The sequence below is a fragment of the Sphingomonas sp. PvP055 genome, from assembly GCF_040546365.1.
GTDB lineage: Bacteria > Pseudomonadota > Alphaproteobacteria > Sphingomonadales > Sphingomonadaceae > Sphingomonas > Sphingomonas echinoides_A.
This window is the reverse complement of the sequence record NZ_JBEPNS010000001.1, coordinates 645,211-666,276: the sequence shown is the minus strand read 5'-3', so window position 1 is coordinate 666,276 and position 21,066 is coordinate 645,211. Positions and strand designations below refer to the sequence as shown.

The window sequence follows — 21,066 nt, the reverse complement described above, 5'->3', positions numbered from 1 at the left end:
AAGGGGCGGATGATGAGCGAATTAGAGTCGGACGAGTTTCTGTTTAGTCTTGCGGGTAGAGTCCGTAATCTGGGTTTCTCACCGTCCCCTATAAACGCACTGTTTCCGTTATTTGAAGCTATAGCAAACGCATTTCATGCTGTCGAAGCTAGGTTTGGCAGGGAGGCACCAAAGCTTGGTCGCATCTCCGTTAAGGTAATAAGGTCGGATAGCGAAGACGAGAATCCGCCAATCCAAGGTTTTGTAGTTGAAGACAATGGCATTGGACTGAATGCAGATAATTGGCGCGCGTTTCGAACTGCTGACACCTCTTCAAAGATAGAGCGAGGCGGCAAGGGCGTTGGTCGCCTATCGTGGCTTAAGGTTTTTGAAAACACTATCGTTTCAAGCGTATTCAGCTCAGATGATATTGTCTTTTCTAGAACCTTTGAATTCCGCGTAAGCGACGATACGGCGGGACCAGTAATCAACCACGCCGTACGCAACGCTGGTGAATTAGGCCAGATTGGGACTAGGATCCATTTGGAGCCATTTGCACCAGACTATATCGCGCACTGTCCAAGAAAGATTGAAACGATAGCGTCGCATATCGTCGGACATTTTTTGAAGAACTTTGTGTCTTATGAAGTACCACTGTTTACTTTAGGGGACAGGGACAACCACATAAAGCTTCTTGAGTTCTTTAGCGAAAACATCGTATCTGAAAAGCATGTAGAGCTAGATGCTGCGCTGTCAGGCGGATTAGAACCAGTAAGCGTTGATGTATATCATATTCTAATCAAAAAGGCTTTGAAGTTCCACGACAGTGGGAAGCATTGGCTTGTTTTTGTGGGCGATGGCCGGGTGGTTCGGCAACAGAAAGTTGATAACCAGCTGGGTTTGGGATTTGTTGGAGATAATCAAGATTGTATTTATGTAGGTTTGGTATCGGGACCATACTTGGACCAACACGTAAATCAGGAACGCACCCGCTTCACCTTCCCTGATGAGAATTTTAAAATGCTGCACACAGCAGCTCTCAACTCAGCAAAAGAACACCTTTCCGATTACATCTCTGCCGTGAGAGCCAAGCAGGCAGAAACTACGCTAGACGTTATTAAAGAAAATCCACAGTTTCTCTCGGTAACGAGAGACGTAAATAAGTTCGTTAACGAACACCTCTCTCTGAATGCCCAGGATGATGAGGAAATATTTCTTGAGTTAAGTCGGCAGCGCCGGCGTCAACGCCGTGAAACGAAACGAGATATCCGCGATTTGGCGACTGGTCCGTCTGAGAGCCTTGCTGAGCGCGTACAAAAAATCGCAGATGCGATAAATGCCGATAAAAAGGGATCTCTTGCAGAGTACGTTGTTAAACGAAAAGAGATTTTAGATCTTCTCGATAAGTCGATATCGTATGCTGATCCGGAAAAGAGAGACTATCTTCGAGAAGAAATTGTTCATGATATCATTATTCCAATTCGCTCTGACAGCGAAGCATTGGAATACGAAGACCACAATCTATGGCTCCTTGACGATAGATTAGCATTCTATAGTTATTTTAAGTCTGACAAGCCTTTTAAAACGTTTTTAACTGAATCAGATAGCGGCAAAGAGGCTGACGTTGCCGTTGTGTTTGACCGATCGTTAGCGTTTGATCGTGAAGGGACGGACGAGCCTGTTGTCATTATTGAATTCAAAAGGCCTGGCAGAAAGGCCTACGCGCCTGGCGATGACCCAGTAAAGCAAGTCTTAGACTACGTTAAAATATTCAGAAAAGGCGGCAATTTTGTCGATCGAACAGGTAAAGTCCGAAAGCCAATTCCTGTTTCGACGCGCTTCATATGTTTCGTTGTTGCCGACTTCACCGACAATCTGGTGGACATTCTAGAGACCTCAATTGCCCAACATCGCAGCACTGACGGTGAAGGCTTTTTCGGCTTCTCTTCACCTCATAACGCATATGTTGAAGTTATTCCGTATTCAAAAATGCTTCACGACGCGAGACTTCGCAATGAGGCGTTTTTTGCAAAGCTGGGACTTCTGTAATTACTTGATGCGGAATAAACCGCGACGCTAACGTTCCAAGAGCGGCGAACCGAAACAAGTCTCGAACGTCACGATCGGGCGCTCAAACGTCTCCTACAACCCCGCCGCCTTGCGCAACACCGCATTCACCCGCCCCTGCCACCCCGGCCCGTCGGCGCGGAAGCGGTCGATCACGTCGAGGTCGAGCCGCAGCGTCCCTTACAGCTAGTCGACCGTGCGCTGCGCCGGGCGGCCGCGCACGACGCCGTGCGGCCCGAGATACCCCGTCGCCGGGCGAATCACCGCCCCGCCGACCGACACTTCCGCCACGTCGAGGAGATCGTCCGTCAGCTCGGGCGCATCGTCCGCGGGGTCAAGCCAGCCGGGATCGGAATGTCGCACGCTCTCGGTCATTGGCCTTCCTTATCATAAGGAGCCGGCGTCCGCGCGGAGGAAGCAACGCCACGACTTCGGGGCGCACGCCCTCCCACCCCCGCCGTCACCCTGAACTTGTTTCAGGGTCCACCGCTCCACAGGGACGGTCCGAGCGTGTTGCGCCGTGGATGCTGAAACGAGTTCAGCATGACGGAAGAAGGGGGATCAGCGCCGTCTCGGCAAAGTCGCGCCCGCGCGCGCGCGGCGTGGCGTCGCGCCTGGCCGGGTCGAAGCTGATCTCCACCTGCCCTTCATGGAACTCCGCAAAGGCGCGAGTCAGCCGACCGCGCACCCTTCGCCCCAGACGTTCTCTCCCGTATCCGCGCCGCGCCTCCGCCGCTGTCCTACACGCCCCCGAAAGCCTAAGCTCCCGCCCGCTCTTTGACAGCGTCGCACCCCAAGGTTTCGCCCGACCCACCGGGCGATCCGCACCCCACGTCCGTCCGACGCCTACCCTTCCGAAGCGCCCGCCGCCCCCGTCGCCAGCACCGACCGCCGCCGCGAATAGCCGAAGTACAGCGCCGCCGCCCCGCCCAGCCACACCGCGAACAGCAGATACGTGTCCTTCGGCAACCCCGCGATCAGGTACAGGCAGAAGGCGGCGCTCGCGATCGGCAGAACAGGGTAGAAGGGCACGCGGTAACCGCGCGGCAGGTCCGGGCGGCTGCGGCGGAGCAGGATCACGCCGATCGACACCGAGGCGAAGGCGATCAGCGTCCCCATGCTCGTCAGATTGACCAGCACGTCGAGCGGCACCAGCGCGGCGAGCAGCGCGACCCCACCCGCGACCACCCAGGTGTTCTGCCTAGGCACCTGCCGCACCGGGTCGACCCGGCGGAAGAAGGCGGGGAGCAGCCCGTCGCGGCTCATCGCATACAGGATCCGCGTCTGGCCGTAGAGCACCACCAGCGTCACGCTGAAGATCGACGCGATCGCGCCGAGCGACAGCGCGAGCGCGGGCCACGCCGCTCCGGTCAGCGTCTGGAGGATCACCGCGAGCCCCGCTTCCTGCCCCTTGAACGCGGTCCACGGCTGCGCGCCGACCGCGGCGACCGCGACGAGGATATAGGCGGCAGTGACGATCAGCAGCGACAGGATGATCGCGAGCGGCAGGTTGCGACGCGGATTGTCGACCTCCTCACCCGCGGTCGAGACCGCGTCGATCCCGATGTAGGAGAAAAAGATCGACGATGCGGCCGAGCCGATCCCGATCAGCCCCTTCGGCGCGAACGGGTGGAGATTATCGACGTTGAAATGCGCGAAAGCGACGCTGACGAACAGTAAAAGGACGGCAAGCTTGAGCAAAACCAGCACCGAATTGACGCGAGTCGACTCCTTTGCGCCCCGCAGCAGCAGCGTCAGGCACAGTCCGACCAGCACCACCGCGGGCAGATTGACCACCCCGCCCGCCCCCGGCGGCCGCGCGATCGCATCGGGAATTTTCCAGCCGGTGGTGAGGCTTAGCGCCTCGTTGCAATACTGCCCCCACCCCACCGCAATCGCCGAGGCCGACACGCCATATTCGAGCAACAGGCACGCGCCGATCAGGAAGGCGGCCAATTCTCCCATCGTTGCATAGGCATAGGAGTAAGAAGACCCCGCCACCGGCACCGCCGACGCCAGCTCGGCATAGCAAAGCGCGGTCAGCGCAGCGGTGATCCCGGCGATCACGAACGAAACGCTCACCGCCGGCCCCGCCTCGGGCACCGCGGTGTTGAGCGCGACGAAGATCCCCGTCCCGATCGTCGCGCCGACGCCCAGCATGGTCAGCTGGAACAGCCCGAACTTCCGCCCGAGGCCGTGGCTATGCCCTTCTCCTGCCACGACAAAGTCGGCGACGGGCTTGCAGCGGAACAGCGTCGTCCACAGCGATGGGTTGGTCAAGGCGGCGGTCCTTCATGCCCGGGCTGGGATGCCCAAGCCGCTCGCATAGAAGCGTTTTCCTCGCCGCGAAAGCGCGCCGCCGCTACCCCCGCTTCGCCGCGATATAGCGGTTCACCTGCTCGTCGAGCACGTCGAGCGGCAAGGCGCCCTGGCTCAGCACCGCCTCATGAAAATCGCGAATATCGAAGCGCGGCCCCAGCGCCTTTTCCGCGCGCGTCCGCAGCTCGGAGATTTTTAGCTGGCCGATCATGTAGCTAGTCGCCTGCCCCGGCCAGTTGAAATAGCGATCGACCTCGCGCGCGATGTCCTTGTCCGCCACCGAACTGTTCGCCTTGAAGTACGCGATCGCCTGTTCGCGGGTCCAGCGCTTCGAATGGATCCCCGTATCGAGCACCAGCCGGATCGCCCGCCACACCTGCAGCGACAGCATCCCGAACCGCGCATATGGATCCGTATAGACCCCCATCTCGTCCGCAAGCCGTTCAGAATACAGCCCCCATCCCTCGCCATAGGCGCCGTAGAAGCCGAACTTGCGGAACTTCGGCAAGCCCGTCAGCTCCTGCTGCCGCGCGAGCTGGAAGTGATGCCCCGGCGCGCCCTCATGCGCCGCGATCCCGGCGACCTGCACCTTCTGCGTCTGGTTCATATCGACCAGATTGACGTAATAGATCCCCGGCCGCGACCCATCTGCCGAGGGCGGGTTGTAGAAGGCGGTGGACGCGGTTCCCTCGCGCCACTTTTCGACCGCGCGCACTTCGAGCGGGATCTTGGGCAAAATGCTGAAGTAGCGCGGCGCGACTTTCATCACCGATGCGATCACGGCGCGCGCATCGGCAAGATAGGTTTCGCGCCCTTCCGCGGTGTTGGGATATTTGAACCGGGGGTCGGTGCGGATGTACGCGAAGAACTGTTCGAGCGTCCCCTTGAAGCCGACCTCGCGCTTAACCGTCTCCATCTCCTGCCTAATTGCCGCGACCTGGCGCAGGCCGAGGGTATGGATCTCGTCCGCGGTCAGGTTGGTCGTGGTCGAACTTTTCAGCTGATCGGCATAATAGGCCGCGCCATCGGGCAAGCTCCACGCACCGAAATTGCCCTTGGACAGCGGCTCGATCGCGTCGAGCGCTGCGAACAGCGTGTCATACCCCTTGCGAAACGGCCCAGTCAGCGCCGCAGTCGCGTCGGCAATCAGTTTCGTCTTGGTCTCGGCGGGCGCATCGAGCGCGCCGACCTTCTTGCGGAAGTCGGCGAGCAGCGTGGAATCGGGCCCACTGTCGAACGGCGCTCCGGTAATGACCGCACGCGCATCCGCCCGCGCAGGCGCGAAGTTGACCTTGTTGGGAATGATCCCGGCGGCCGCCTGCGCGCGCATCGTCGCCGACACTTCGCGCATCACGCGCTCGGTCTCGCGTAGCCGGGCGATGTAGGCCTGCGCGTCGGCGACAGTATCGACCTTGTGGTTGTTGATCAGCAAGACGGGGATGTCGCCCGCCGGGCTGCCATTGGTCGAGACAGGAAAGCGCAACTTGCGGAATTGGAACGACTCCCGCCCCCGCGCGACCTGATATTCGAACAGGCGATAGCTCACCCGCGCGCTCTCGCCGAATTGATCGGGGCGGAAACGGGCATGGAGTTCCTGCAACTGCCGTTCGGATAGCGCCTGCGCGCGCACCGCGGCCGCGTCGGTATAATCGTCGAGGCGATCGTTATGCGTCTTGAGACCGAGCTGGGTCAGCGATTCCGGGCTGAGATCGAGTTGCGCGTCATACGCCTGGTCGAGGAATTGCAGCAGAGCCGCGTCCTGCACCTGCGTCGCCGCCGGGGCCTGTACCGGACTGGGCGCTTGCGCCTGGATCAGTGGAGCGGCGGACAACAGCATGACTGCAAGGGCAAGACGCATCGAGATTTTCTCCTGAGGACGCGCCTTGTCGCGCGCGGTGATCGCGGCGCAATCGGCCAACACCGATGCCACTGGCGTTGGACGCCCCTTAAAGCATCGTGCGTTCGACTGCCTTGCGCCAGCCGGCGATGAGGTCGGTCCGCAGGCCGTCGTCCATCGTCGGCACGAAACGGCGCTCGCACGACCAGGTGCTGGCGATCGCATCGAGATTTTCCCAAACGCCCGTGGCGAGCCCAGCCAGGAAGGCCGCACCCAGCGCGGTCGTTTCCACGCCGACCGGGCGTTCGACCGGTGCGACCAGCACGTCGGACAGGAACTGGCACAGCCAGTCGTTGACCGCCATGCCGCCATCGACGCGCAAAGCTGGTGAATCCGGGTGCGCGTCCGCGCGCATCGCCTCAATCAGGTCGCGCGTCTGATAGGCGACTGATTCGAGCGCGGCGCGCGCCAGATGCGCCTCGGTCGCATCGAGCGTGAGCCCGCAGATGAGACCGCGCGCATCCGGATCCCAATGCGGCGCCCCCATGCCGACGAAGGCCGGCACCATGTAGACACCGTGGTTGTTCTGCACCCGCAGCGCCATGTCATGCGTGTCGGACGCGCGCGTGATGATCCTGAGCCCGTCCCGCAGCCATTTGACCGCGGCCCCGGCGACGAAGATCGCCCCCTCCAGCGCATAGGTCGGCACCCCGTCGAGCCGGTACGCCGTGGTCGTCAGCATCCGGCTCTTCGATCGGATCGGCTCGGTACCGATGTTCATCAGCGCGAAGCAGCCGGTGCCATAGGTCGATTTGGTCATCCCCGGCTCGAAACACGCCTGGCCGAACAACGCCGCCTGCTGGTCGCCCGCCATCCCGCCGATCGGGATCGCGCGCCCGAGGATCGACGGGTCCATTTCCCCGAAGATGTGCGCATTGTCGAACACGTCGGGCAGCAACGGCGCCGGGATGCGGAACAGCCGGAGCAATTCGTCGTCCCATCGCTGCGCCGCGATGTCGAACAGCAAGGTGCGCGATGCGTTGGTGGGGTCGGTCGCATGCACCTTGCCGCGCGTGAGCCGCGACAGCAGGAACGTGTCGATCGTCCCGAATGCCAGATCGCCGCGCTCCGCCGCATCGCGCGCGCCCGAAACATTGTCGAGGATCCACGCGAGCTTGGTCGCGGAGAAATAAGGATCGATCAACAAACCCGTCTTTTCGGTCACCATCGCCTCGGCCCCGTCGGCCTTCAGCTTCGCGCAGACGTCGGAGGTACGCCGATCCTGCCACACGATCGCGCGGTGGACCGGCGTGCCGGTCTTGCGATCCCACAGCGCGACGGTCTCGCGCTGGTTGGTGATACCGAGCGCCGCAATGTCGGCAACGTCGATCCCCGCCTTGGCGACCGCCTCGCGCAGCATCGCGACCGAATCGCGCCAGATATCCTCGAGATCATGCTCGACCCAGCCGAGCGCGGGATAATGCTGCGCGAACTCGCGCTGCGACACGGCGATCGGGGTCGCGGTCGAATCGAACACGATGCAGCGCGTCGAGGTCGTGCCCTGATCGAGCGCGACGATATAGGGGGACGTCATGCGATGCTCTCCATGGCTCGTTCGTATCAGTGTGGTTGGTCCATCCGGGTCCAGGCCGGATCCGGCACTGGCGTGGCGGCGACCTGTCGCGACGGAAGGAACGGGCGGATCAACCACTGGTAGACACTGGCGCCCGCAACGCCGCCGCAGAACGGACCCGCGATCGGCACCCACCAGTAATTGAGCGGTGCGGGAAAGGCGGCGGATCCCCATCCCGTGAAATAGCAGAACAGCCGCGGACCAAAATCACGCGCCGGGTTGATCGGCCAGGCTTCGAGATAGCCCCCGGCGCCCCCGATCATCGCAACGAGCAAGCCAATGATGAGCGCACTCGAATCCGCGCGCGGCGCTTGGGTGTTATATTCCTCGGTCACTGCGAAGATGCCCAGGACGAGGATACCGGTCAGCACGATCTCGTTGAAGAACGCGCGCACCGGAGTGATACCGTCTCCGGGATGCGTGAAGAACACGCCAGCGGCACCGCCCACCTCGCGCGTCAGGCCGTGAGACTGGTTGAAGCTGTCGATCACCGGCCCGTACATCATGTAGACAAGCGCCGCACCGATGATCGCGCCGATCACTTGCGCCACCCAATAGGGCACGATCTTGCGTTTCGGAAAATCACGATAGATCGCGAGGGCCAGCGTGACCGCGGGATTGGCATGCGTGCCGGACACGGCTCCGGTGACGTAGATCGCGATCGTGACCGCCAGCCCCCAGGTGATGCAGACGCCCCAATACGCCGTCTTGTAGGGGCTTGGATCGTATAAAGTGAACATCGCGGCGGCCGAGTTGCCGATCGTGATGATGATCGCAACTGCGATGCATTCCGAGATCAACTCGCCGATAAAGGCCTTTGTCACAGCCATTGTCCCCTCCCAAGGACCTGCTGTGTCGCTGCATATCGCCGCGCCGTCAATCGCATCTGGCCCGGCGCGGTGAAATGGCGTTCGTTCTCTGGGGACCAGCGCCGGGCTGGTTCGCATTCGTTTCAATGTCGCACCATGCTGGACGTCGTATTGCGAGCATCATCGACGCCCCCGACACTGGCGTTCCGTTCTCCCGAGACGATCGAAATCGCCCCCCCTAAGTAATTTCCGACGCTGATATCAGACTGCGCCCTCGCCTATTTCACAATGCCGATCCAGTCGAAGGCATTCGATTGGACGACCATAACCGCATTTCGCGAAGGATGCGGGATCAGCAGCGTGCGGACCGATGGAGGCGTTTGTGAATAAAGATGTCGCCGGGAGGAGCTCCGAAATTCGCGTTAGAAAGGCTGTATTTTCATGACCTATCAAAGCGTCAATCCGTTCGACGGCAAGCTCGTCCAGACGTTCGAAGATCTCGAAGACGCCGAGGTCGAACGCAAGATCGCTGCGGCGCATGCGTGTTTCCAGACGTGGCGCAACACGTCCTTTGTGGACCGCGCGAGGATCATCGCGAAGGCTGGCGAAATCCTCCATACCCGCGCCGACGCGTTGGCCCGGATCATGACCGGCGAGATGGGCAAACGCATCGGCGAAGCGCGCGGCGAGGTCGAATTCAGCGCGCGGATCATGGCCTATTATGCCGCGAACGCGGAACGCTTCCTCGCCCCGGTCAAGCTTCATCCCACCAATGGCGAAGCGCATATGGAGAGTAGCCCGATCGGTGTGATCTTCTGCGTCGAGCCGTGGAATTTCCCCTATTACCAGCTCGCCCGCGTCGCCGGGCCGCACCTGATGGCGGGCAACACGATGGTCGTGAAACATGCCGCGATCGTACCGCAGTGCGCGATCGCGTTCGAACAGGTGCTGATCGAAGCGGGCGCGCCGGTCGGACTCTATACCAATCTGCTGATCAGCCATGCCCAGTCCGATACCGTCGTCGATGACCTTCGGATCAGGGGCGTCGCGCTGACCGGGAGCGTCGGGGCGGGGCGCAGCGTTGCAGCGCGCGCGGGCAAAAACCTCAAGAGCTCGTCGATGGAGCTTGGCGGCAGCGACGCCTTCATCGTGCTGGAGGATGCCGATCTCGACGTGACGATTCCGTGGGCTGTGTGGGGCCGGATGTATAATACCGGCCAGACCTGTTGCGCGGCCAAGCGCTTCATCGTGGTCGAAAGCATGGCCGACGCGTTCCTCGAACGGTTCACGGCGGCGCTCGCCGCGCTCGAGGCAGGCGATCCGCTGGACGAGAAGACGACGCTCGGTCCGCTGTCGACCGAGCAGGCGCTGCTCGATCTGGTCCGCCAGGTGGACGGCGCGGTCGCGCACGGTGCCAAGCTGGCGCTGGGCGGCAAACGGATCGATCGTCCCGGGTCGTACATGGCACCGACCATCCTGACCGATATCGCACCGGACAACCCAGCGTTCCGGGAGGAATTTTTCGGGCCAGTCGCATCGTTCTTCCGCGTGAAGGACGAGGAGGCCGCGATCGCGCTGGCCAATGATTCGGACTTCGGCCTCGGCGGATCGGTGTGGACCAAGGATGTCGTGCGCGGTCGGCGGGTCGCCAGCCGGATCGAAACCGGCATGATGTTCATCAACAATCTCGACTGGACCGACGCCGAACTGCCCTTCGGCGGGATTAAGGATTCCGGTTACGGGCGCGAGCTAGGCGACATGGGCATCCAGCAGTTCGTCAACAAAAAGCTGGTCCGCACGCACGACGTCAAGGCGCCTGCCTGACCGCCCCCGCAGGACACCTTCCCCTTCGACCGTCAGCGCCGCCGGAAGGCGACCGAGGTCCTCCCGTTCTGGAAAGAGATGCTATGATCGCCAAGACCATGCACGCCGCCGTCGTCACCGCCTTCGGCAAGCCGCTGGAACTGCAGGAATGCCCGGTCGCCATGCCGGGACCCGGCCAGATCCTGGTCAAGACCGAAGCCTGCGGTGTCTGTCACACCGATCTCCACGCCGCCAAAGGCGACTGGCCGGTCAAACCCAACCCGCCCTTCATCCCCGGCCATGAAGCGATCGGCATCGTCGTCGCGCTCGGCGCCGGAGTCACGATCGTCAAGGAAGGTGACCGGGTCGGCGTGCCGTGGCTCTATTCCGCCTGCGGTCACTGCGAGTATTGCCTGTCGGCGTGGGAGACGGTCTGCGCCGAGGCGCAGTTTGGCGGCTACACCAAGAACGGCGGCTTTGCCGAATATGTACTGGCGGACCCGAACTACGTCGCGCACATCCCCAAGGGACTGAGCGCGACCGAAGCCGCACCGCTCATCTGCGCGGGCATCACGACCTACAAGGGCCTCAAGGAAACCGAAGCCAAGCCGGGCGAGTGGGTCGCGATTTCGGGCTGTGGCGGGCTCGGTCATCTTGCCATCCAATATGCCAAAGTCATGGGTCTCAACGTCTGTGCGGTCGATATCGACGACGGCAAGCTCGATCATGCGCGGCGGCTCGGTGCGGACCTTGTGGTCAACGCTAAAACCCAGGATCCCACCGCGATGCTCGCCGACGCGATCGGCGGCGGGGCGCACGGCGTATTGATCACCGCGCCGTCGATCACCGCCTTCAAGCAGGGCATCGCGATGACGCGCAAGCGCGGCACGTGCGTGTTGGTCGGCCTGCCACCGGGCGAGTTTCCGACGCCGTTGTTCGACGTGGTCGCCAATTGCATCACGGTTCGCGGATCGTTCGTCGGGACGCGCAAGGACATGGCCGAATGCCTGCAATTCGCCGCCGACGGCAAGGTCAAGGCGGACATCGAATTGCAACCGCTCGCCGCGATCAACACCGTCTTCGACCGGCTTGAAAAGGGCGACGTCCCTTCGCGCGTTGTCCTCGACTTCCGCGGCGGCTGACCCGCCCAACGAGACAGCGACACTCTGAAAAGGCATTTTACATGAGCACCCATATTTTCGTCGGTGGCGGCATTGCCTCGGTCGCCGGTGCCGTCATCCTGATCCGGGACGGTAACGTTGCCGGCAAGGATATCGTGATCCTTGAGGAAAACCATCATATGGGCGGCGCGTTCGACGCGCACGGCAACCCCGAAACCGGCTACTTCATGAGCGGCAGCCGCATGTTCGAGGCGATGTACCGATGCACTTTCGATCTGTTCGGCTCGATCCCCTCGGCAACCGACCCGACGATTTCGGTGACCGAAGAAACCAAGCGCGCCGCTGCCAGGATTCCGTGGGACGCCAAGACCCGCTTGGTCAACCGCGACGGCAGCATTCCGGACGCGCATACCATGGGGTTTACCGAACATGACCGGATCAACCTCGTCACACTGATCGGCGAACCCGAAGGACTGCTCGACGGCAAGCGCATAACGGATTGTTTCACGCCCCATTTCTTCGAAACGAATTTCTGGCTGGAATGGTGCACGTTGTTCGCGTTTGAACCCTGGCACAGCGCAATAGAGTTCCGCCGGTATCTCCGCCGCTTCGTTCACCATTTCTCGACGATCGACGTGCAGCACGACATCTACCGCACCGCGTACAACCAATATGACAGCATGATCGCCCCCGCGATGACATGGCTGGCGGCGCACGGTGTACAGGTCCGCCACGGCGTGCGCGTCGAGGATCTTGGTTTCGCCGCGGGCGGCGACGCGATCACCGTTACGAGCATCGCGACGCTCGGTGCGGACGGCCCTGGGGCAATTGCGATCGCTCCAGGCGATCGGGTATATGTCACGAACGGATCGATGACCGCGGACAAAACCTTCGGATCAATGACCGCCGCACCAGGGATCGACACAAGCAACCATTCAGGCGCGTGGAATTTATGGGAGAAACTTGCGGAAGGGCGGTCCGCCTTCGGCAACCCTGCTGTGTTCAATGGCGATATAGCCGAAAGCGCCTGGATCTCGTTCACTGTCACGGTGCGCGATCCGCTCTTTCTGGAGTTGATGGAACGGTTCAGCGGCGGACCGGCTGGTACTGCAGGGCTGATCACGTTCAAGCAATCGAGCTGGTTGCTCACATTGTCGATCTATCATCAGCCGTTCTTTCCGGACCAGCCCAAAGACGTCGCAGTGTGGTGGGGGTACGGCCTCTTCCACGATCGCCCGGGAGATTTCGTGAAGAAGCCTATGGCTGACTGCAGCGGTGCGGAGATTTTGGAAGAAGTGCTCGGCCATCTCCGTTTCGCCGCCACGGACAGTGCCGCAGTGCTTGCGGCGTCGATCTGCATTCCCTGCGCGATGCCCTATATCACCAGCCAGTTTAGGGTCCGCAAGGCGGGCGACCGGCCATTGGTCGTGCCGGAAGGATCGACCAATCTGGCATTCATTGGGCAATATGCCGAGCAACCGGATGATGTCGTTTTCACCGTCGAATATTCTATCCGCAGCGCAATGACCGCGGTCTACACCCTCCTCGGCCTCGATAGGGCTCCACCCCCGGTATACAAAGGTTTGCATAGTCCACAGGTCATTGTGGACGCGATCCGGACGTTGCATCGGTAACGGCACCCGTTAGAGGCACCGTGCTATCCGCAATAACGCGGTACCTCTTACGGCGCCCGAAATAGACTGGCGCCGTTTCTTCGAGACCTCTCGTCATCTCGCATTTCGGCAAAGCTGGTGTCGGCGTAGGGCATCGCTATAGACGGACATCGGACGTTTGGAGGTTCAGATCGAAGCATGGGCCGCAAGCATTCAAGACATGAGCCCTATGGCGATGAGGATCACGCGGCCGAGGACGCGTCGGCGGCGGCGACCATCTGCTGGCTGTGCGGCCGGCCGACGGGCAAGACCATCGTCTGGCACCATCCCGTACCCAAAAGCCGCGGCGGGCGGGACGTCGTTCCGATGCATGCGATCTGCCAACAGACGCTGACGGCAAATTTCACCAACGCCGAACTCCAGCGCGCCGGGATGGACGTGGAAACCCTGTTGGCGAACCCCAACGTGCGCAAGTTCGTCGACTGGGTGGCGAAAAAGGACCCGGACTTCACCGCGACCATCGCCAAGAAGCAGCGATGAGCGACGCTGCGAAACCGTGGGACGCGGCACTGGTGCGGCAATGGCTGGAAAGTCGGTTCGACGCGGCCAAGCTGGATCAGGCCGCCGCGGACCGGCGCGGCTACGACGCGCAGGACGATTACGACAAGGCGGCCGCCGAGGAATGGGTCTGCCGCACGCTGAAAGCCGATCTTTGCGTGAACGACCAAGCCGCACTGGCGGCCCGAGTTAAACAGCTGATCGCACAGGACGAATACCGCACGACCGGCATTTACGACGACGTGCGCTTCGAACGCAACGTTCGCGGAACGCTCCGCAAGATCGCGAAGATGACCAAGAGCAACAGCGGCTTCGACAACCGGCTACGCTACCAATAAGCGCCGTCGGCGAAACCGTTCCTAGCGCCGTCGTTTGGGATAGACCGGTGCGACCACATTCTCGGACGCCAGCTGCCGCCACCGATCGAACCGCTCTACGGTAAGCGTCCCGTCCGAGATCCCTGCCTGCACCGCGCAGCCAGGTTCCCCGCCATGCGCGCAGTTCGAGAAACGGCAGTCCTGCGCCGCGAGGATGAAGTCGTCGAACACTTCGGCGATGCCGTCTTCCGCGTCGGCCAATTGCAGCGCGCGCATTCCGGGCGTGTCGAGCAGCCACCCGCCCTGCTCCAGCCGATGCATCTCGCGGACCGTGGTGGTGTGGCGGCCAGTATCGTCGCTGGCGCGGATCGCCTGGGTGGCGATGCTGTCCGAACCACGCAAGGTGTTGACGATCGTCGATTTCCCGACGCCGGACGACCCGAGCAGCGCGACCGTCTGGCCGATGCCGCAATAGGCGGCGAGCCGCGCCGCGTCGGCGGGTTCACGACCGTTGACGGTTTCCACGCGCAGTCCCGGCTCGATCGCACGGGCCGCCGCCGCATATTCTTCCGGGGTTTCGGTCAGGTCGGTCTTGGTGAGCACCACGACCGGTGCCACGCCGACTTCACGTGCCAGCACAAGATAGCGTTCCAGGCGCGCAACGCTGAAATCCTGATTGCACGAGGCGACGATGAACACGGTGTCGATATTCGCCGCAATCATCTGCTCCTTGCGCGGGTCACCCGGCGCACGTCGTTTGAACAGGTTCATTCGCCGTAGCACGCGGACCGTATCCGACGTAGCGTCATCGACCAGTACCCAGTCGCCGACCGTCGGGTGATCGTCGGACGGCAGGGCGCCAGCGATATAGGGCGTGATCGAACGCTGTCCGACCGCGTCAGCGACGACGATCTTGCCGCGGTGGACCGCCATCACACGGGCGGGATGACAGAGTTCTGCTTCCGCATCCGAAACTTGCTCGCTAAAAAACCGAGTCCAGCCGAGCACCTCCAAAGTCTCATCCATCGATGTCATATCGCAGCGGCAGCATCTTTCTCGCTAACCCGTAAAGCGGGGTTGGGGCGTGGGGGAAGTGGTAGTCTCCGCTACCACGGTAGGCCATCAGATCCTACCAAGCTCGTACGCTGTCCGACGCGACTGTCCGTCGTTTGCAATCGCGCAGTCTCGTATTCCTCTAGGATCGATGCGGAACGGTAGCGCTGCAGCGGGCATGCTCATGCGGTGAATTACGCGATCGAGTGCCGCTCCAGATGCTCAAGGGGAAAGATGTTTCTTGAAGCCGCCCCCGCTCCGTTTTGCTCGACGCTGCAATGCACGACGTATGGCCAACACAAGTTTGACAATCAAAACAGCCCATTAGGCAAGCCCGACCATTCGTTAGTATGATAATTATTAATTAAATTGCGAAAAATAGCTTTAGCGCGTTACTGTTTCTATCACTGCGTACCCAAGCGTATTTTTTGGAAAAACCATGCGCTACCGTGACGCTTTGAAATTTAGCCACAATCGAAATTCAGTTTCTTTTACGAAGAGGGAAAACCCCCTCGACGAAAATGGCGTTTTGCAAAACAGTGTCTCGCTTCTTTTACTTTTAGAAATATTCTACAGCATTCTGGTATTGCTCAGTGGTTTTACTGATAGAATAGATATCGAATTTTTAGCTCGCTACGATTCTTTGGCACACCCCCTAGCAACGCTCGGTTACGCTGCGATGTCTGCAGCGCTTTTATCAGAAATACGATCTAGGCATCAGATTTCTAACGTTTTTGTTATCGCAACAGTAGCCGTACTGGTCCTGATCGCCATCGAAGATAGCACCGGCATCTCGGTCCGCATCGATCCAGGGAAGTTCCCGGAAGCGGTCGCGACAGTCGAAGCCAGTCCCGGTGGCGGACCCTATATCGTGACCGTTGCACCATTAATCTTATTGGCCATCGCCACTGCAATGGCTTGGCGCCGGGGTCGGCGCGCGACACAAATCGTCATCACGACGGCCAGCATCGTCCTGGGCATCTCTATCCTTGCCGTTTGCATTTCCGTCCTGGGAAGCGTTCGAACCGATCCCGTGGCGGTCCGTTTCCTGCCCTCCGTACCGGCTGCCGTTCAGGCGAGTTTCCTGGCGATCGCGCTCTTGCTGTGGCGGGGAAGATTCGGATGGTCGGATCTGCTCAGTCTGGACTCGGCGCAGGCGGGAACAATGCGACGCGTGTTCCCGTACGTCATCCTGATTCCTGCCTTGACGGCGCTTGTCGAAATTACGCTCGATCATAGTGGAACCGTACCGCCAATCGTGCTCGATATTGCGGGCGCTGCTGTCAATATCTTCGTACTGGCGCTTTTGATCTTCTGGTCGATGTCTCGCATCTCGGCGGAGCATGAAGCCCTTGCCGAAATCACCCACGCCATGGCCTCTGCCCCCATCGCACTGACGTCGCTGACTGGCGAGATTCTTCATTGGTCGCGGGGTTGCGAGGAATTATATGGCTGGTCCGGCGAGGACATGATCGGTCGCTGGAAATACGAAGCGTTGCAATCGGTCGATACAAAACGCGCCTCTTCACTTCGCCCGGAAGATCAGCACGACGCGGAGCGGGAACTCGTCGAGCGTCGCCGCGACGGATCGGCCGTTCATGTCATCGAGCGGGTTCGGCGCGTTTGCGTTCCAGGACGCGCGCCGATCTGGGTCCAGTCGATGACCGACATATCGGCGCGCGTTGCGGTCGAAGCTGCACTATTCAAGAGCGAGACGAACTTGAATCTGGCGTTAAGCGCACACGAAATCGGGGCATTCGACTGGGAAATGGCGTCAGGAAAAGTCACTTTTTCGCCCGGCGCGGAACAGCGGCTCGGCTTCAACCCAGGTGAAATCGAAACGCTGGCGGGGTGGGCAGCACGGGTCGATCCCATCGACATGGCCGCAATGTCCGAAACGATCGCCAGCGCTGCCAGGACTCATGAGGAGCGAGTCAGCTTCCACTACCAAATCCACATCCCAAATGGAGGGGTCCGCGCGATCGAGGGGTCCTCTCGCTGCCTGTATGATAAAGACGGTCGCTTGGAACGGACGATCGGCGTCCTGCTCGATGTGACCGATCGCGATGAGCGCGAAAAGGCCCTGCGCGCGCAGGAAGACCAGCTTCGCTCGGTGCTGGAAACCGTCCCCTCGCCCATGGTGATCTTCGACGCGGCCGGGACGATAAAGGCCTTCAGCGCCTCTGCCGAACGCATGTTCGGCTATCCCGCCGGAGAAGCAATCGGCCTCAATGTCGAGATGCTGACGTCAAGTTCGCTGGGCGATCAGCAGGAAGGCCTGATCTCTCGCTATCTGGCCACGGGAGAAAAACCCATCCTAGGCGAACCGCGCGTGCTGTGGGTGCTGCGGCGTGATGGGACCCCGGTACCGGTTGAATTGTGGCTCGGGGAATCTCAAGGTGGGCAGCAGCACCTGTTCACCGGCTTCTGCAAGGATCTTTCGGAGCGGTACGCGGCCGAGGAAGACATGTCGGATATGCGCGACGAGCTGCTCCATATATCGCGCGTGAGTGCGATGGGCGAAATGGCGACCGGCCTCGCTCATGAATTGAACCAACCGCTGGCCGCCGCCGTCTACTTCCTGGCATCGGCTGATCTGCTGCTCGCTGATTCAGCCAATATCGAACGCGCGCAGGCGTTCATCCGGATGGCCAGCGAGCAGGCGCTCCGGGCTGGCGAGATCATCCGACGCATGCGGACTTTCATGAGCAAGGAAGATGTCGATGCGCAGATGGTCGATGCCAACGCGATCATCGAGGATGCGGTTTCTTTGACACTGGCCGCCGGCAGGACATTCGGCATCCGGTTTCAATACGAACTCGATCCCGCAGCGACGACTGTCCTGGCGGATCGCGTGCAAACGCAACAGGTTCTCGTCAACCTGTTGCGCAATGCCATCGAGGCGTTGGCTAAATCACCCATAGGCCAGCGCATCATCACGATCACTACCGCTCTGGTGGATCCGGACATGGTCGAGTTCAGTGTCGCCGACACTGGCCCGGGCATGAGCGCGGCAGTGCTTGATCGCCTGTATATGCCGTTCGTTTCGACCAAGGGCGGCGATGGCATGGGCGTAGGCTTGTCGATCTCCCGTCGCATCGTCGAGGCACATCGCGGCACTTTCAGCGCGGAAAACCAGGCCGGCGGTGGCGCAATCTTTCGATTCACGCTTCCGAGAATAAGCCAACACAGCAGGGGCGATGCATGACGACACGTAGCATATACATTGTCGACGATGACGATTCCGTCCGTGCCGGGCTGCAAGGCCTTCTATCGATGCAATCCGACGTCCTGCTTCTTCCCTATCGCTCGGGTGACGCCTTTCTGGCCGACATCGACACGATGCAGCCCGGGTGTATCCTGCTGGACTATAATATGCCGGGTACCGATGGCCTGGGTGTCCTACGCCAGATCCAGCATCTGAAACCCAAATTCGGGGCAATCATTTTGACGGGCCAAGGAGCGACCGCGATCGCGGTACAGGCCTGGAAGCTGGGTGCGCTCGACTTTCTCGAGAAGCCGTGTGATCCGACCGTCCTGCTCGATGTGGTCAAAAGTGCGTTTGCGACGTTGGACCACGATCAGCATTCGGTTGCGCTGGTCCAGACCGCACAGGCGTCTATTGCGAAACTGACGACCCGAGAGAAAGAGGTCCTCGCCCGACTGGTCGAAGGCTGCGCCAACAAGGTCATTGGCCATGAACTCGACATCAGCCCACGCACGGTAGAAATCCACCGCGCCAACATGATGGACAAGCTCGGCGTGCGCAGCCTTTCGGAAGCGCTGCGGATCGCTTTTTCAGCGGGCCTTATTCCTGCCGACTGAGGAAGTTGACGGGTTTCGCCTGCCACTGCCGAATAAGGTCGGGAACGGCCCAAACCGCTTGGTCGCGACCGACAATGGCAATACCGTCGGCTTCACACGTGCCGTGGGGCATCTGGCCGAACGGCATGGCATCGACGATGATGATCAGTTCGCTGGACCAACATTGATCCCGGAGTGTCTCCGCCCATTCCCAAGGCTGGGTTGCAATGAGCACTTCACCAATGACGAGAATCGCAGCCCGTCGCACCGCTTCACTCAAGGCTGGATCACGATGATCTGCACAAATGATAGGCATCTCGCCAATCATTGCGAGTTGAGCCGACAACAAGCTGCGCAAACCCAAATCACCCATCGCAAGGATCAGTGGTCGCCGAGGATGTTTCAAAAAACGATTTTCATCAAACGGTCCATTTGCGGAGATTTTTTATTTGACCGGCCTCAGACCGTCCCTAAGGGAAAGTACATAAGCGGTTGAAGGTATCAGGCTGGCGGTGCTGTGTCTTCCTGGGGGGCATCCAGCACCCGTCCTAGAATTCGGTGGCAAGATCGAAATAGGCATAGTGCGTGCTTCCGGTCGAAGGAGCATTCGAGGCCTGATGCAGGAACCGCCCCTTCGCGAGCAGCGCAACGCCGGTATCCATGCGGAGCCGCTTAGGCACGACCCAATAGCGCACCCGCCCCTCGATCTGAACACCGGCATGCCGGCCTGATTGGCCGCTTCGATCGCGCACCCCGGTCGAGGAGAAACTATCGTTAGCGCTGTCCAGCCATAGTTCGCGTAGCATCACGAAACTGTCCAGTCGGCGCGACGGCTTGGCCTCCAGTCTGATGCCTGGCGACACAAGGTTGCTCCGCCCGATCGGGCCGTAAAGGTCGACCGGCCCGAAATCGGCACGGCGCGCGCCGAACAAGGCATCGAAACGGCCATATTCACCCGGCGCGCCGCGGTCACCGCTCGCGCGATCGAAATGGAGCGAGACGCGCGGACTCCAGCCTATAACGAACGTTCGGCCGAACTCGGCGTGTACGAAATAGGCCGACACGGAGAGATCACTGCGGTCGGTGGCGGCAATGGTCGCTCGCGCCTTCCCAAATTGATAAGCGCCCTCAACATCGACATCGAACTGGCCGCCAGGGATACGCAGCAATCGCCCCCCGACCGTGATCAGACGACGATTGCGCGTACTCAAATTTGGAGAGTCCCGCTCGGCCAGCCGGTAGCCGTACAGCTCGCCGCTGACATCATGCCGGAGTCGCCCCTTGACGTAGCTTGCCCCAAAGAATTGCTGATCGGTGCTTTCCCGGTCCCAGCGGATCGCATTGTCGTGGATCGCGACGGTTTCGGTTTGGCAGCCTCGTTTGGGGCATTGACCAGAACGCGACCAAACGATCCTTTCCCGCCCCATGCCAGTCGAAGTTGAGCCCGGTATAGGAATTGACGGTATTGGGAAAATCGGTGCGGCCCACGAGACGGCTCGACCCGATATCGAGCGTGAAGCGCCCCCCGGTGAGCGCCGCCTTCGATCCAAGTCCGAAACGACCGTCCATCCCGACCGCCACGAACGCCTGCGCCAGTTCGACCGCATCGACTTCCGTACTACTTGTAGAAGACGTGTTTTTCTCACCGTAACCGCGGGCATCGATGATTTCCCCGCCGATGCGGATCGGACCACGCTTGTAAGCAGCGAACAATGTCGTTCGCATTGACCACAGGAAGTCCGAAGTGGCGCGCGCCGGTCGGAACTGACCGTCGATCGCCTCGACGCGGGACCGGACGGATCCACTTATCTCCAGGCTGGCAGGTGCACCAAGGGCGGTCAACAACGGGCCGGGCGCGGTGGGTTTGGCCGCACAAGGCACTGCCCATACCATGCCAGCTGTAGCGAGCAGCCAAACGGACCGGCGACAGCGCATTGGCTCATAGTGCGCAATCCGAAATTGGAACATCTCTTGGTCGCCTCGATACAATGAACACAGTCCATTATAGGACGGGCATGAACGCATTCGATGCGTCCACATTTTAGTCCTTGACATTCGTCCGCATGCTACCAGCCAGCAGTCACGGCCACGGCTTGGCAGATACGGGTTCTCGGTGTCAGCGCAGCGCCTTCCGGCCTCAGTAGAACGCAGGC

General features: G+C 60.7%; 18 protein-coding genes. 8 read left to right on the top strand and 10 right to left on the bottom strand.

Annotated elements, in window-relative coordinates; translation table 11 throughout:
• Positions 1-12: 12 nt before the first annotated feature.
• Positions 13-2,028, top strand: a complete 2,016-nt coding sequence (locus ABIC16_RS03375) for an ATP-binding protein (protein WP_354290030.1) — start codon at positions 13-15, stop codon at positions 2,026-2,028.
• Positions 2,029-2,121: 93 nt separating this feature from the next.
• Here the strand turns inward: ABIC16_RS03375 and ABIC16_RS03370 are convergent, their stop codons facing one another.
• The 6 genes from ABIC16_RS03370 to ABIC16_RS03345 form a co-directional block, all read right to left on the bottom strand.
• Positions 2,122-2,220, bottom strand: coding sequence for a BrnA antitoxin family protein (locus ABIC16_RS03370; protein WP_354292251.1), 99 nt, complete (start codon positions 2,218-2,220; stop codon positions 2,122-2,124).
• 12 nt (positions 2,221-2,232) lie between these two features.
• The gene (locus tag ABIC16_RS03365; RefSeq protein ID WP_354290029.1) at positions 2,233-2,421 is read right to left on the bottom strand and encodes a hypothetical protein; all 189 of its coding nucleotides are present in this window, start codon (positions 2,419-2,421) and stop codon (positions 2,233-2,235) included.
• A 471-nt stretch (positions 2,422-2,892) separates the two neighbouring features.
• Positions 2,893-4,326 carry an APC family permease gene (locus ABIC16_RS03360; RefSeq protein WP_354290028.1) on the bottom strand — a complete coding sequence of 478 codons (1,434 nt, stop codon included), beginning with the start codon at positions 4,324-4,326 and terminating at the stop codon, positions 2,893-2,895.
• A gap of 82 nt (positions 4,327-4,408) precedes the next feature.
• Entirely contained in the window at positions 4,409-6,223 is a 1,815-nt protein-coding gene (locus tag ABIC16_RS03355; RefSeq protein WP_354292250.1) for a DUF885 domain-containing protein, read from the bottom strand.
• Between the two features lie 88 nt (positions 6,224-6,311).
• Complete coding sequence (glpK, locus tag ABIC16_RS03350; RefSeq protein ID WP_354290027.1) at positions 6,312-7,796, bottom strand: glycerol kinase GlpK; 1,485 nt, start codon at positions 7,794-7,796, stop codon at positions 6,312-6,314.
• A gap of 26 nt (positions 7,797-7,822) precedes the next feature.
• Complete coding sequence (locus ABIC16_RS03345; protein ID WP_354290026.1) at positions 7,823-8,665, bottom strand: MIP/aquaporin family protein; 843 nt, start codon at positions 8,663-8,665, stop codon at positions 7,823-7,825.
• 420 nt (positions 8,666-9,085) lie between these two features.
• Between ABIC16_RS03345 and ABIC16_RS03340 the strand changes: the two genes are divergently transcribed.
• From ABIC16_RS03340 to ABIC16_RS03320, 5 genes are all read left to right on the top strand, one after another.
• Positions 9,086-10,468: an NAD-dependent succinate-semialdehyde dehydrogenase gene (locus tag ABIC16_RS03340; RefSeq protein ID WP_354290025.1), complete on the top strand. Its 1,383-nt coding sequence runs from the start codon at positions 9,086-9,088 to the stop codon at positions 10,466-10,468.
• An 86-nt stretch (positions 10,469-10,554) separates the two neighbouring features.
• Entirely contained in the window at positions 10,555-11,589 is a 1,035-nt protein-coding gene (locus ABIC16_RS03335) for a zinc-dependent alcohol dehydrogenase (RefSeq protein ID WP_354292249.1), read from the top strand.
• Positions 11,586-13,202: an oleate hydratase gene (locus tag ABIC16_RS03330; protein WP_354292248.1), complete on the top strand. Its 1,617-nt coding sequence runs from the start codon at positions 11,586-11,588 to the stop codon at positions 13,200-13,202. The genes ABIC16_RS03335 and ABIC16_RS03330 overlap by 4 nt, the downstream gene beginning before the upstream one ends.
• A 177-nt stretch (positions 13,203-13,379) precedes the next feature.
• Positions 13,380-13,721, top strand: a complete 342-nt coding sequence (locus ABIC16_RS03325) for a hypothetical protein (protein WP_354290024.1) — start codon at positions 13,380-13,382, stop codon at positions 13,719-13,721.
• Positions 13,718-14,077 carry a hypothetical protein gene (locus ABIC16_RS03320; RefSeq protein ID WP_354290023.1) on the top strand — a complete coding sequence of 120 codons (360 nt, stop codon included), beginning with the start codon at positions 13,718-13,720 and terminating at the stop codon, positions 14,075-14,077. The genes ABIC16_RS03325 and ABIC16_RS03320 overlap by 4 nt, the downstream gene beginning before the upstream one ends.
• 21 nt (positions 14,078-14,098) lie before the next feature.
• Here the strand turns inward: ABIC16_RS03320 and rsgA are convergent, their stop codons facing one another.
• A complete protein-coding gene (rsgA, locus tag ABIC16_RS03315) occupies positions 14,099-15,082 on the bottom strand; it encodes a ribosome small subunit-dependent GTPase A (protein WP_354290022.1) in 984 nt (327 codons plus the stop codon).
• A gap of 466 nt (positions 15,083-15,548) precedes the next feature.
• On the opposite strand from rsgA, the gene ABIC16_RS03310 reads away from it, so the two are divergent.
• Together ABIC16_RS03310 and ABIC16_RS03305 are read left to right on the top strand one after the other, a co-directional pair.
• The gene (locus ABIC16_RS03310; RefSeq protein ID WP_354290021.1) at positions 15,549-18,317 is read left to right on the top strand and encodes a PAS domain S-box protein; all 2,769 of its coding nucleotides are present in this window, start codon (positions 15,549-15,551) and stop codon (positions 18,315-18,317) included.
• Positions 18,314-18,934: a response regulator transcription factor gene (locus tag ABIC16_RS03305; RefSeq protein WP_354290020.1), complete on the top strand. Its 621-nt coding sequence runs from the start codon at positions 18,314-18,316 to the stop codon at positions 18,932-18,934. The genes ABIC16_RS03310 and ABIC16_RS03305 overlap by 4 nt, the downstream gene beginning before the upstream one ends.
• Here ABIC16_RS03305 and ABIC16_RS03300 read toward each other — a convergent pair.
• The 3 genes from ABIC16_RS03300 to ABIC16_RS03290 all read right to left on the bottom strand — a co-directional run bounded on the left by ABIC16_RS03300 (position 18,918) and on the right by ABIC16_RS03290 (position 20,758).
• The gene (locus ABIC16_RS03300) at positions 18,918-19,286 is read right to left on the bottom strand and encodes a hypothetical protein (RefSeq protein ID WP_277969508.1); all 369 of its coding nucleotides are present in this window, start codon (positions 19,284-19,286) and stop codon (positions 18,918-18,920) included. The two genes, ABIC16_RS03305 and ABIC16_RS03300, sit on opposite strands and share 17 nt — an antisense overlap.
• 175 nt (positions 19,287-19,461) lie before the next feature.
• Entirely contained in the window at positions 19,462-20,250 is a 789-nt protein-coding gene (locus tag ABIC16_RS03295; protein WP_354292247.1) for an alginate export family protein, read from the bottom strand.
• Positions 20,177-20,758: an alginate export family protein gene (locus ABIC16_RS03290; RefSeq protein ID WP_354290019.1), complete on the bottom strand. Its 582-nt coding sequence runs from the start codon at positions 20,756-20,758 to the stop codon at positions 20,177-20,179. The genes ABIC16_RS03295 and ABIC16_RS03290 overlap by 74 nt, the downstream gene beginning before the upstream one ends.
• Between the last annotated feature and the right edge of the window lie 308 nt (positions 20,759-21,066).